Annotated in this window: 12 protein-coding genes; 3 read left to right on the top strand and 9 right to left on the bottom strand. The window is 71.9% G+C overall.

Annotated features, from left to right (window positions below):
• The first annotated feature begins 14 nt into the window (after positions 1-14).
• Together ACZ6SD_RS01915 and ACZ6SD_RS01910 are read left to right on the top strand one after the other, a co-directional pair.
• Complete coding sequence (locus tag ACZ6SD_RS01915; protein WP_465314997.1) at positions 15-617, top strand: SCP2 sterol-binding domain-containing protein; 603 nt, start codon at positions 15-17, stop codon at positions 615-617.
• A gap of 36 nt (positions 618-653) precedes the next feature.
• Complete coding sequence (locus tag ACZ6SD_RS01910) at positions 654-1,958, top strand: pentapeptide repeat-containing protein (protein ID WP_465314996.1); 1,305 nt, start codon at positions 654-656, stop codon at positions 1,956-1,958.
• Here the strand turns inward: ACZ6SD_RS01910 and ACZ6SD_RS01905 are convergent.
• The 3 genes from ACZ6SD_RS01905 to pdhA are packed head-to-tail and all read right to left on the bottom strand — an operon-like array spanning position 1,955 to position 5,658.
• Entirely contained in the window at positions 1,955-3,421 is a 1,467-nt protein-coding gene (locus ACZ6SD_RS01905; protein WP_465314995.1) for a dihydrolipoamide acetyltransferase family protein, read from the bottom strand. The genes ACZ6SD_RS01910 and ACZ6SD_RS01905 overlap by 4 nt on opposite strands.
• Before the next feature lie 3 nt (positions 3,422-3,424).
• The gene (locus ACZ6SD_RS01900) at positions 3,425-4,453 is read right to left on the bottom strand and encodes an alpha-ketoacid dehydrogenase subunit beta (RefSeq protein ID WP_465314994.1); all 1,029 of its coding nucleotides are present in this window, start codon (positions 4,451-4,453) and stop codon (positions 3,425-3,427) included.
• The gene (gene pdhA / locus ACZ6SD_RS01895) at positions 4,453-5,658 is read right to left on the bottom strand and encodes a pyruvate dehydrogenase (acetyl-transferring) E1 component subunit alpha (RefSeq protein ID WP_465314993.1); all 1,206 of its coding nucleotides are present in this window, start codon (positions 5,656-5,658) and stop codon (positions 4,453-4,455) included. Before pdhA ends, ACZ6SD_RS01900 begins: the two co-directional genes overlap by 1 nt.
• 441 nt (positions 5,659-6,099) lie before the next feature.
• Here pdhA and ACZ6SD_RS01890 point away from each other — a divergent pair, with 441 nt between their 5' ends.
• Positions 6,100-7,527 (top strand): M20/M25/M40 family metallo-hydrolase, encoded by a 1,428-nt coding sequence (locus ACZ6SD_RS01890; RefSeq protein WP_465314992.1) that lies wholly within the window; start codon positions 6,100-6,102, stop codon positions 7,525-7,527.
• Here ACZ6SD_RS01890 and ACZ6SD_RS01885 read toward each other — a convergent pair.
• The 6 genes from ACZ6SD_RS01885 to ACZ6SD_RS01860 are packed head-to-tail and all read right to left on the bottom strand — an operon-like array spanning position 7,513 to position 12,445.
• Positions 7,513-8,118: an endonuclease V gene (locus ACZ6SD_RS01885; protein WP_465314991.1), complete on the bottom strand. Its 606-nt coding sequence runs from the start codon at positions 8,116-8,118 to the stop codon at positions 7,513-7,515. The two genes, ACZ6SD_RS01890 and ACZ6SD_RS01885, sit on opposite strands and share 15 nt — an antisense overlap.
• 31 nt (positions 8,119-8,149) lie before the next feature.
• Entirely contained in the window at positions 8,150-9,268 is a 1,119-nt protein-coding gene (locus ACZ6SD_RS01880; protein ID WP_465314990.1) for an ADP-ribosylglycohydrolase family protein, read from the bottom strand.
• 43 nt (positions 9,269-9,311) lie between these two features.
• Positions 9,312-10,076, bottom strand: coding sequence for an ESX secretion-associated protein EspG (locus ACZ6SD_RS01875; protein WP_465314989.1), 765 nt, complete (start codon positions 10,074-10,076; stop codon positions 9,312-9,314).
• A gap of 2 nt (positions 10,077-10,078) precedes the next feature.
• On the bottom strand, positions 10,079-11,317 hold the full coding sequence (locus tag ACZ6SD_RS01870; protein ID WP_465314988.1) for a hypothetical protein: 1,239 nt from the start codon (positions 11,315-11,317) through the stop codon (positions 10,079-10,081).
• 17 nt (positions 11,318-11,334) lie between these two features.
• Positions 11,335-11,976, bottom strand: coding sequence for a DUF3558 domain-containing protein (locus ACZ6SD_RS01865; RefSeq protein WP_465314987.1), 642 nt, complete (start codon positions 11,974-11,976; stop codon positions 11,335-11,337).
• A 1-nt stretch (position 11,977) separates the two neighbouring features.
• Complete coding sequence (locus tag ACZ6SD_RS01860; protein ID WP_465314986.1) at positions 11,978-12,445, bottom strand: hypothetical protein; 468 nt, start codon at positions 12,443-12,445, stop codon at positions 11,978-11,980.
• Positions 12,446-12,461 lie beyond the last annotated feature (16 nt).

Here is a 12,461-nt window from a genome sequence, read left to right as displayed (position 1 = left end):
GGCACACTGCCCTCATGCGCATCGCACGCAGGCGTGGCAAGTGGCACCGCCTCCCCCCGGTCGCCGTGGTCGACCTCGACGGCTTCGCCGATGCCGTCGACCCGGCCAAGCTCGACCCGGCCCAGTTCGTCCAACTGGTCGAGACCCTCGACATGCTCGGCGCCGCGGGCACCGGCATCGACCTGGCGGGTATGCGGACCGAGACGTTCCTGCGCTTCCTCGCCCGCGCCAGCCGCGCCCAACTCGACGCGCTGACCGCCCACCCCCACCTGCGGCACGTGGTGTTCGCCGAGGTCTTCCGGCGCATGTCCGACCACATCGCCGCCGACCGCGCCGCGGGCCTGCGGGCCGTCCTGCACTGGCGGTTCACCGGCGGCACGGGCGAAGACGGCTACGACCGCTTCGAGACCGTCATCGCGGGCGGGCGCTGCACCACCGGCGACGAGCCCACCGACGACCCCCGGGTCACCATCACCATCGCCCCGGCCGACTTCCTCCGCGCGGTCATGGGCGCGGTGAGCCTGCCCATGCTGTTCCTGTCGAGCAAGGTCAAGGTCAAAGGCGACATCGCCTTCGCGGCCACCCTCATCGAGTACTTCGACCTCCCCCGCCCCTGACCGGGCGCGCGGGGCCGCCCAGGTTAGGTTGCCCGCGTGGGGGTGATCATCGAGCGCGACTGGCCGTGGGCGGCCCTGGTCCTGGCGCCGCTGGCGCTGTGGGCGATCGCGCGGCGGGGAGCCATCGCGCGGGCGGTGGTGGTGTGGTGCCTGGTCGCGGTGGGGCTGGCGGCGGCGACCGGGGCGGGGCTGCTGTGGCTGCTCGGGCTGCCCGCGCTGCCCCAGGCGACCACGTTCGGCACCGCTGAGCTGCTGGACCTGCTCAAGATCGGGCTGGCGGTGGTGGCCGGGTTCGGCGGTGTGGTGGCGCTGGCGGTCAACTACCGCAAGCAGAAGGTCACCGAGGAAGGCCACGACCTCACCGTCAAGCAGGACGAACGCGAGCGCACCAAGCTGTTCAACGAGCGCTTCGGGTCGGCGGCTGAGCAGTTGGCCCACGGTGGCGCGGCGGTGCGGCTCGCCGGGGTGTACGCGATGGCCGGGCTCGCCGACGACTGGCTGGCGCAGCGGCAGACGTGCGTGGACGTGCTGTGCGCCTACCTGCGGCTGCCGGGGTCCGCCGACGACGCGGAGGACGAAGTCATCCGGACCGTGCTGCGGGTGATCCGGGAGCGGCTGTCGGGCGGCCGGTGGTCGGACCTCGACTTCGACTTCACCGACGTCGAGTTCGTCAACGCCGACTTCAGCGGGCTGCGGTTCGGCGGGGCGGCGATGTTCGACCGGGCGGTGTTCACCGGAACGCTCACCTCGTTCGGCGGCGCCGTGTTCACCCGCACGCTGAGCTGCCACGGCACCCGGTTCCACGCCGAGTGGACCGACTTCGGCGCGGCCCGGTTCGACGGCAAGGCCGAGTTCGTCGGCGCCGAGTTCACCGGAACCCGCCTGGACCTGCGGCGGTCGGAGTTCACCGGCGGCGAGGTCGACTTCTACCGCTGCGTGTTCACCGACGTCACCGCGGACCTGGCGCCCTGGTGGCCCACCGGCCACCTCTGGTTCGACCGGTGCGAGTTCAGCGGGACCGAGGTCGACTTCGGCGGCGTCGCCGTCGGCGAGGACATCTTGTTCGGGCACGGCGACCGGTACGTAGACGGCGTCGTCGCGAGTCTGGTCTTCACCGACTGCCGGTTTGATCTGTCCGTTGTGGACTTTTCCCGGATGGCGTTCCCGCGGGGCAGGCTGCGGTTGCAGCGCAACGACTTCCGGCGGACGGCGGTGCTGGCGGCCGGGGCCGACTTCGGCGAACGCGCGGTCGTGACCACCGCGAACACCGCGGACGACGAGTCCGATGTGCCCGACGAGGTGGTGGGGAGCCGGGCGGGCTCCCCACCACCCACGGGCTAGTAGGTGAACGCGACCGCGGGGTCGGCCAGGAGGGCGCCGACGTCGGCCAGGAACCGCGAGCCCTGCTGGCCGTCGACCAGGCGGTGGTCGAAGCTCAGCGCGAGCTGGCAAACCTTGCGGACCACGATGTCCCCGGCCACCACCCACGGCATGTCGCGGATGGCGCCGAACGCCAGGATCGCGGCCTCGCCCGGGTTGATGATCGGGGTTCCGGTGTCGACGCCGAAGACGCCGACGTTGGTGATCGTGATGGTGCCGTCGACCAGGTCGGCGGGCTGGGTCTTGCCGTCCCGGGCGGTCGTGGTCAGCGTCTCCAAGGCCAGGGCCAGCTCACGCAGCGACAGCGTCTCCGCGTTCCGGACCTTCGGCACGATCAGGCCGCGCGGCGTCGCCGCCGCGATGCCCAGGTGCACATAATCCTTGAAGACGATCTCCTGCGCCGCGTCGTCCCAGGCGCTGTTGACCTCCGGCGTCCGCGCGACCGCCATCGCCACCGCCTTGGCGCAGAACGCCAACGGGGTGAGCCGGACGTCGCGGAAGTCCGGGTGGGCCGCCAGCCGCGCCCGCAGGTCCATCATCGGCGTCACGTCGATGGTCAGGAACTCCGTGACGTGCGGCGCGGTGAACGCGCTGGCGACCATGGCCTGCGCGGTCGCTTTCCGGACCCCCTTGATCGGCGCCCGCCGCTCCCCGGCCCGCGCGGCGGGCTCGGGCTCGGGCTCGGCGGCCGCGCGCTCCACGTCGGCGCGGGTGATCACGCCGCCGCCCCCGGAACCCGTGAGCGAGCGCAGGTCGACCCCGAGGTCCTTGGCCAGCTTGCGCACCGGGGGCTTGGCCAGCGGCACGTGCCCCCCACGCGCGCGCTCCGGCGCGCCGGAAGCCGAGCCGGTTCCAGCGCTCTGCGTTCCGGTGTCGTCGGTTGTTCCGCTGGCGCCTGCCCTCGTTCGACCAGGGCTTTGCGGTTGTCGGGCGGTGGGGATCGCTTCCGGGGCCTGGCCCGCGGTCGGGTCGGGGCCCTGGGTGCGGGCGAAGGCGGCGCCCACCGTGCTCTGAGCGGCGGCGGCCGCGGGCTCGGTGGGGACGGCCGGGCCCCGGCGCGGACGGCGCTTGGCGCTGACCGCCTTCGCGCCGTAGCCGACCAGGGGCTTCATCTCCTCCTCCCCGGCGGCGGGCGCGGAGCCGTTGCTCGACGCCGGGGGTGGGGCGGCGGCCCCGCCAGGATCGGTGTCGATGGTGAGGATCGGCGTGCCGACGTCCACCGTCTGCCCCGGCCGCACGTGCAACTCGGTGACCACCCCCGCCCACGGGCAGGGAAGCTCGACGGCGGCCTTGGCGGTCTCGATCTCCACGATGATCTGGTTGACCGTGACCGTGTCACCTGGTTTCACGTGCCAGGTCAGGATCTCGGCCTCGGTCAGCCCCTCCGCGGTGTCCGGGAGCGGGAAGCTCTTGTACTCAGGCATCGCTCACCACGCCAGCGATCGGTCGACGGCGTCGAGCACCCGATCCAGGTCGGGGAGGAAGTGCTCCTCCAGCTTCGCCGCCGGGTAGGGCGTGTCGAACCCGGTCACCCGCAGCACCGGAGCCTCCAGCGAGTAGAAGCACTCCTGCTGGACGCGGGCGGCGATCTCCGAGGTCAGCGACGACTCCGCCGGGGCCTCGCTGACCACGACGAGCCTGCCGGTGCGCCGGACCGAGTCGAACACCGGGCCGAGATCGAGCGGGGACAGCGTCCGCAGGTCGATGACCTCCAGCGTGTGCCCCTCCTCCTCGGCGGCCGTGGCGGCGTCGAGCGCCACCTTGATCGACGGGCCGTACGCGACGACCGTGGCCGTGTCGCCCGCGCGGACCACCCGGGAGGCGAACAGCGGCGCGGGCGTTGCCGCGGGATCGACCTCGGCCTTGAGGAACCCCGAGTGGTAGAACCGCTTCGGCTCGAAGAACAGCACCGGGTCGTCGCACCGGATGGCCTGCTGGATCATCCAGTACGCGTCGACGGCGTTGGAGCACGCGACGACCTTGAGCCCGGCGGTGTGCGCGAAGTACGACTCCGGCGACTCCGAGTGGTGCTCGACCGCGCCGATCCCGCCGCCGAAGGGCACCCGGATGACCATCGGCACCTTCACCCGCCCCATGGTGCGCGCGTGCAGCTTCGCGACCTGGGAGACGATCTGGTCGAACGCGGGAAAGACGAACCCGTCGAACTGGATCTCGCACACCGGCCGGAACCCGCGCACGGCCAGGCCGACCGCAGTGCCGATGATCCCGGACTCGGCCAGCGGCGTGTCCAGCACGCGGTGCTCGCCGAAGTCCTTCTGCAGGCCGTCGGTGATCCGGAAGACGCCGCCGAGCTTGCCGACGTCCTCACCCATGACGAGGACCTTGGGATCGGCCTCCATCGCGGCCCGCAGACCGAGGTTGAGCGCCTTGCCCAAGGTGAGCGACTGGACCGACGGCGCGGCGCCCTCGGCCTTGTTGAGCACCGGCGCGGCCATCAGCGCTCACCTCCGGCAAACCCGGCCGTGTAGGCCAGGAACTCGTCGCGCTGCGCGTCGAGCACCGGGCTGGGCTCGGCGTAGACGTGGTCGAACATGTGCCTCGGCGGCGGGTCGGGCATGGCGAAGCAGAACTCGCGCAGCTCGACGGCCAGCGCGTCGGCCTCGGCCTGCACCGACTCGAAGAAGCCCGGGTCGACGCCGCCGTTGCGGACCAGGTGGACCCGCACGCGCTCGATCGGGTCCTTGAGCTTCCACGCCTCCAACTCGTCGGAGTGCCGGTACCGGGTCGGGTCGTCGGTCGTGGTGTGCGCGTCCATCCGGTAGGTGAACGCCTCGATCAGGACCGGGCCGTTGCCGTGGCGGCACTCGTCGAGCGCCCACCGGCTCACCGCGAGGGTGGCGAGGACGTCGTTGCCGTCGACCCGGATGCCGGGGAAGCCGTAGCCGCGCGCCCGCTGGTAGAGCGGCAGCCGGGACTGGCGCTCGGTGGGCTCCGAAATCGCCCACTGGTTGTTCTGGCAGAAGAACACCAGCGGGGCGTCGTAGACCGCGGCCCAGACGAAGCCCTCGTGCACGTCGCCCTGGCTGGTGGCGCCGTCGCCGAAGAAGACCATGGTGGCCTCGCCGTCGTCGTCGCCGACCTTGCCGTCGAACCGCTGCCCCATCGCGTACCCGGCGGCGTTGAGGACCTGGTTGCCGATCACGATCGTGTACGGGTGGAAGCGGGTCGCCGCGGAGTCCCAGCTCCCGTGGTCGGTGCCGCGGAAAATGCCCAGCAGCTCCCTGGGGTGGATGCCCTTGGTCCACGCGACGCCGTGTTCCCGGTAGCTGGGGAACGCCATGTCGGTGGGCCGCATCGCCCGGCCCGCGCCGATCTGCGCTGCCTCCTGGCCCAGCAGCGGGACCCAGATGCCGAGCTGGCCCTGCCGTTGCAGGGCGTTGGCCTCGCGGTCGGCCCGGCGCACCAGGACCATGTCGCGGTACAGCGCGCGCAGGTCGGCCGAGGTCACCTCGGCGACGTACCGGTCGAACCGCGGGTTCTCGACCCGCTCACCTTCGGGCGTCAGAAGCTGGACCAGCTCCGGACCGCCTTCGCTGGTCGCACGCAAACCCGCGATCACCTGCTCCGCTGTGGGGGCGGCGGCGGTGGCGGCAGGGCCTTCCCGGGGCTCCGGGTGCGTCCACTGTTCTGGGGACGACATGCGCGTTCTCCTCGTGTCCGGGCCGCGCAGACGCTCGTGGCGTCGGCTACGGCCGCGCCGCCGGTGCCACCGCCGTTGGTAGGGCGTTGGCCACCGTCGACGTTGACGGCTTGGTGTTCTCATCCTGACACGGCCGAGTGTGGCCTCACGAGGGTCGGCGCGTCGGAAGTTGTCCACAGGGGGCTTCTGAGCAGGGAAAACGTTGGACCACCGACGTTCGGGGGTCAGAGCAGGGCGGGGTCGGGCCAGCTCAGCACCGTCCACCCGGGACCGGAAGGGCGATTGGTTCACATTGGTGATCTGAGTCACAAAGACTAGGCGGGCCGGTGGCGCGGGTGCGGGAACGGCCCCGGCCACCAGCCCACCGTGGACCTTGCCCGACCGCCCCTGAGAGTCCTTCAGGTTCCGGCCGCCGGGACGCGCGGGTGGCAGGATCGTGGTGTGGACACGACAGCAGTTCAGCGGACCGTCCGGCGGCTGTGGGACGCGGAGATCCTGCCCAGCCTGCGGGAGTTCGTCGCGATTCCCGCCCTCTCCCCGAACTTCGACGCGGACTGGGCCGCCACCGGCGCGCTGGACGCCGCGGTCGGGCACCTGCGGGCCTGGATCGCCGAGCGCGCGATCCCCGGCGCCCGCATCGACGTCGTCCGGCTACCCGGCCGGACACCCGTGCTGCTGCTCGACGTCCCGGCCACCGAGGGCGTGCCCGACACCGGGACCGTCCTGCTCTACGGCCACCTGGACAAGCAGCCCCCGGTCGGCGGCTGGTCCGAGGGACTGGGCCCGTGGCAGCCGGTGCTGCGCGACGGCAAGCTGTTCGGGCGCGGCGCGGCCGACGACGGGTACGCGGGCTACGCGGCCACCGCCGCCATCGAGGCGGTGCGCGCGGCGGGCGGCGCGCACAGCCGGTGCGTGGTGCTCTTGGAGACCGGTGAGGAGTCCGGCAGCCCGGACTTGCCCGCTTACCTGGACCATCTTGGCGACCAACTCGGCCGCGTCTCTCTTGTCATTTGCCTGGACTCCGGTGGCAACGACTACGAACGCCTCTGGCTCACGACCTCTCTGCGCGGTCTTATGGCGGTAGACCTGACCGTGCGGGTCTTGCGTTCCGGGCAGCACTCAGGGCTCGCGAGCGGCGTCGTGCCCAGTTCGTTCCGGGTGATCCGGGCGCTGCTCGACCGCGTCGAGGACGCCGAGACCGGCGAGATCCTGATCAAGGAGATGCACGTCGACATCCCGGCCGACCGCGCCGCCGAGGCCGCGGCCTCGGTCGCGGCGGCCCCCGGGGCGTTCCGCGACGCGTTCCCGCTGGTGGACGACACGAAGCCGGTCAGCGAGGACGAGGTGGACCTGGTGCTCAACAGCTCCTGGCGGCCCACCCTGTCGGTGATCGGCGCGTCCGGGTTCCCCGAGCCCGCCGACGCGGGCAACGTCTTGCGCCCGTTCACGACCCTCACCCTGAGCTTCCGCCTCCCGCCCACCGCGGACGGGGAAGCCGCCCTGGCCGCTGTCCGCGACGCTCTTACCTCCGACGTCCCGTACAACGCCACCGTCGAGCTGACCCGCACGGAAACCGCGAACGGCTGGAACGCGCCCGCGCTCGCCCCCTGGCTCCGCGAAACCCTCGACACCGTGTCCGACCAGGTCTTCGGCAACCCGTGGCGCACGCTCGGCCTCGGCGGCTCCATCCCCTTCATGGGCCTGCTCGCCCAGCGCTACCCGGACGCCCAGTTCGTCATCACCGGCGCGCTCGGGCCCGACAGCAACGCCCACGTGCCCGACGAGTGGCTTCACGTGAAACAAGCCGAGCGGGTCACCGAGGCCGTCGCCCACATCCTCAACGCCCACGCCTCGCTAGCGGCCCCGTGAGAGCCGGTCCGCCTGCCGGGTCGTCTCGGGCAGGCGGTAGCGCGGGGTCAGCCGCAGCACCAGGTCCGTCGCGGTGTCTAGGTCCACCAGGTGCCCGATTGAGACGAACACCGGCTTGACGCCCGCCCGGGTCCGCAGCGCCCGGCCGACGACCTCGCCGCCGTCCACCAGCGGCGTCCACGCGCCCCGGCGCGGGCCGGGCGGCTCGAACGCGCCCAACGCCGTCTTGCCCACCCCGAGAGACGGGATGCCGGTAAGCACGCCCGCATGGCACGCCAGGCCGAACCGGCGGGGGTGCGCGAGTCCCTGCCCGTCGCAGACCAGCACGTCCGGGGGCGTGCCCAGCCGGTCCAGCGCGGCCAGCAGCGGCGGCAGCTCCCGGAAGGCGAACAGGCCCGGCACGTAGGGAAACGACTCGTCCGCCTCGACCACCGCCTGGTCGACGACGTCGAGCGTGGCCAGATCCAGGACGCACACCGCGGCGGTCAGCCGTTCGCCGTAGCCGACGTCGAGGCCCGCGGCCGTGCGCGGCGCGAAACCTGCAGGCGGCCGGGGCTCGACGCGGGTCCGAAGGCGTTCCTGCTCGGCCACCGCCTCGGCCTCGGTGGTCGGCCAGGCGCGGTCACCAGGCCGGATAGCGGTCTCGCCAGGCCGGGTCGTTGAGGGAGTTCGCGGGGCTGAACTCGATCAGCGCGTCCCGCCCCAGGGTCTCGATGACTTCGCGCAGCTCCAGGTCGTCCAGCCACGGCTGAGGGATCGCGTCGACACCGTGGACGGCGCCCAGCAGGTTCCCGCAGATGGAGCCGGTCGAGTCGCTGTCGCCGGAGTGGTTGACCGCCAACAGCAGCCCATCGGCCAGGTCCTCGGCGACCAGCGCGGCGCACACGCCGATCGCCAGGGCCTCCTCGCCGACCCAGCCGCCGCCCAGCTCCGCTGCCAGCAGCTCCGGTGTCGGCCGCCCCCGCTGCGCCAGCGCGACCGCGGCGTCGAGCGCGTGGACTGTCTCGGCGGACTCCTCCCAGGTGACCAGCTCCGCGCGCACCTCCACCAGCGCGTCGGGGAGCGTGGCGCCGTCGAGCAGCCGGTGCACCACGAACGCCAGCACACCCGCGCTCAAGTACCCACTGGGGTGACCGTGGGTGAGCGCCCCGGACTGCGCGGCCACCACGAACGAGTCCAGCGGGTCCTCCGACCACAGCGCGCACGGCGCCGCCCGCATGACCGCGCCGCAGCCCTTGGAGTCGTTGAGCTTGTGCGACAGGGTGCCCCGCTCCGCCCCGCCCGCGAAACCCTTGAGCGCGGTGAGCACGGTGGCGCCGGGGGCGCGGCGGTGGAACAGGCCGCGCTCGCCGATCAGCCACCCGTCCGGCTCGGCCTCCATGGCGTACGACCCGCCCGCCCGGTGCCACGGCGTGCCCTGCGTGTGGAACCACCGCTGGTAGGCGTGCTGCACGACCGACGCGGGCTGCTGCTCGAAGAACATCAGGCGGCGGCCCAGGTGCCCGCGGATCATCGCCTCCACGGTGAACAGCGTCATCTGCGTGTCGTCGGTGATCCGGCCCCGCCCGCCGTACGCCTCCTCATACCCGGTGACACCGGAGGGGCCGAACCGGGCGCGGATGTCCTCGATGGACAGGAACTCGATCGGCGCTCCCAAAGCGTCGCCCACCGCCCCAGCCAAGAGAACGCCGAGCCACTTGTCGGCGGGAATCACGCGCTCATAGGGGAGATCGCCGTCCACGTCCGGCAAGGGTACTGGCGTCACCCGGTCGAGTCGCTAACGGTCAGCCGATAGACGCGTGCAACTCGGAAAGTCGGCGCGCGATCAGCTGGGGCGTGCCGGGGACCGCGGTGATCGACTTCTCCCCGCGCCCCTCGGTCGTGTAGAGGGCCCACCGGCCGTCGGCGAGGTCGATGAACGAGATCCAGTCCTTCGCGCGGGTCCGCTTGCCGCGGTGGTCCCGCTTGGCGGTGTACAGCTTGCCGCCACCCACCCGGGGCGCCTTCATCAGCGCGGCCAGCCGCCGCGCCTCCGGCCGGGTCGCCGAATGGGGGTCGCTCATGCTGAACCCGCCGACGTCCCGCCGCACCGGCTTGCCGTAGTCCTCGGCCCGCACCGAGATCGCCTCGCCCCGCGCGGCGGCCACGTTCGGCAACCGGAACACGAACGCCTCCAACGCCCGGGACGCGTCGATCCACTCGAAGGTGACCACCTCGTTCACCCGCTGTGCCAACGCCGCCGACCGCCCCGACGCGGCGACCAGCACCGAGTACGGCCCTTCGGAGTCCTGTAGCCACCCGTAGTACTCGACGGCGCCGCGCTGGATCACCGCGAGCAGGTCGAGGAAGTCCTCGGCCACCCCCTGCGGCGTGCTCAGCCCGGCGCGGTCCAACTCCCGCCGGAACTGGGCGTCGGTCTCCTGCTTGAACCGCGGCGAGTAGTAGCGCTCACCGCCGGTGAACAGGGTGTGCGGGTCGCCCAGGTTCTCCTGCTTGAGCAGGCGGTACAGGGTGTCGACGGACAGCTCGACTCTCGACTGGGTGCGCATCGTCATTCCCCGATGACCGGGGGCGCGGTCATCTGGTCGGTGCCGAAGATCGCCTCGGGGTCGTCTTCAAGCAGGAAGGACGCGCGCGTGTGCTCGGTGTCCTCCTCGCCCTGGCCGCGCCCGCCACCCGCACCGGCGCCCATGCCGGGCTGCCCGCCGCGGCCACCGGTGCCCGCGCCGCCAGCGCCCGCCGCGGCTGCCGCCGCGCCCGCGCCACCCGGCCGTCCACCAGGCCCGTGCTCGGCCCCAGTCGCCGGACCACCCGGCCGCGCCCCTGCTCCGTGCTCGCCCGCGCCACCCGCGCCGAATCCGCCCGCACCGCCACCGCGCGCGCCGAATCCACCCGCGCCACCACGGCCCGCACCGCCTGCCCGGCCACTACCGCCATCGGCGCCACCGCCGAACCGTCCGCCCCCGAAGGGCAGCAGCGGATCGGCGACCGGCGGCTGGATGGGAAGCGGCGGCCCAACCGGCCGGTTGGGCGGCTGCACGGGCGTCTGCGGCGGCGTCCAGTCATGCGGCCGCGTCTGCTGCGGCTTGTCCTGCTGCGGCGGCGTCCACGGGTCAGTGGGCCGCTCCGGCTGATCCGGCGGCAACGGCGGCGGCTGATCCGGCGGCAGCCGCGGCGTGGCCCACTCATCCCCCGGATCCGTCCCGTTCCGCCCCGGCGGAGTCACCGGGTCCCTCGGGTCCCCGGGGTGCCCCGGCGGCGTCGGCGGGTCGTCCGGCCCGGGAATGATGATCTCGCCGCCCGGGTCGTCGATCGGCGGGTAGTCCATGGGCAGGGCCGTCTCATTGGCCCAGCTCTGCTCGTCGTACTGCTGGTAGACGCGGATGTTGTGCTCCGAGTCCGCCTGGTGCTTGCTCAGCTCGTCCTCGGTGTCGGTGTCCCACGGCGACACCTCGTCCAGGAACCCGGTGTCCGGGGGGTTGTCCGCCACCGGCACGACCGTTTTCGAGGCGTACCCGAACGTGTGACTCTGCTCGTTCAACAGCTGCTCGGTGAGCCGCATGTTCTCGGCGCCGATCATGGTGACCTCGGCGAGCGGCTGCGCGGCCCCGTACGCGGCGGCACCGGCCTTCCCCTGCCAGCCCGCGCTGATCTTCTCGGCGAGCTTCTCAATCATCTTGGCGCGCCGAACCTCGGCGTCCGACTCCTGGCCTGCCGACCGCTGGACGGCGACGAGCGCACCGACCCCAGGGCCACTGGTCAGCGCGCGGTAGATCTCGGCTCCGGACATTCCTATCATGGCGGTCGTCAGCCTTCCGCTCTCATGGTCTTGATAACTTGCTCGGCGACGCGAACAGGAACACCGCAGGGGTCGACGTTCGGGCTGACTTTGTCCATGGACTGTTGAGTTATCACCGTGAACGTGACCGTGTCGGACGCCCCGACAGCAACGGAACACCCCCCGCGTTCGCGGAAATCCACACGGTCGAGCTTGACCGCGGGCAGGCCCGCGATCTCCGGAACCGGATCGAAGAACGCCATTTGATCACGGTTGCGATAGTAAGTGGTAAGACCCTTGTCGGTCTGAGGAAAAAATACCGTGATGGAAGCAAGGGACTCGGAGTTGGCCCACTGGCATGCCTTCCCGTCTTCCTCGGTTTCGTCGCTTGGCTTGCCGGGGGCGCCGACGAGTTCGTCCGCCTGCGCGGGAGTGAGGCTCAGGCAGGGGTCTTGGGCGAACCGGGAGACATCGATCGGCGCGGTGACCTTGGGCGCACCGTATCCCGGCAAGTCTCCGGCGGGTGTGGAAGTGGTGCCAGGAGGGGCTTCCGTTGCCTTGGACGGCGGGGTGGAAGGGCCGGACTTGGCGCTGGGGCTGCCAGGCTCCTGAGCGGTGCACGCGGTCAGCGCGATCACCGCGACCAGGTAGGTGAGCGGTCGGCGGAGCACCTCAGATCCTTCCGGGATTGTCGGGCAAGGAGTGCCCCGTTTGGTCGAGTGTCCAGACGTTCTGTCGATCGGTGCCGAGGTAATCGCTCAGCGCGTCTTGGAACTTCTGGGCCTGTGTCGCGCAGTACCTGACTTTCTCGTCAAGCGATTTCAAGTACAGCGCCGTGGACGCGCTTGTCGCCTGCGTGTGAGCTTCGCTGGCGTAATCTTTGCCAGGAGGCTCAAGCAGCGCCCGCCCGCGCTCGATTTCCCTTGTCGCGAAGTAGTCTTCCGCGAGAGCCTTCCAGTCGTTGATGATCGCGCGGATCTCGTCGGGGTCGAAGGAGAACTGGCCGCCGCCACCCGGGGCGCCGCCGCCGGGCGGCGCGGTGCCGCCGCCGCTGCCGGGCATGGGGGGTGGGCCGCTGGTGGCGGGCGCGTCGGCGATGTGGCCGATCGACGCGCCGATGCTGTCGTACGCGGACGTCATCGAGTCCCCCTGTGTC

The organism is Actinokineospora sp. NPDC051303 (assembly GCF_055586285.1).
The sequence above is the reverse complement of the archived record's forward strand: the minus strand, read 5'-3'. Positions and strand labels throughout refer to the sequence as shown.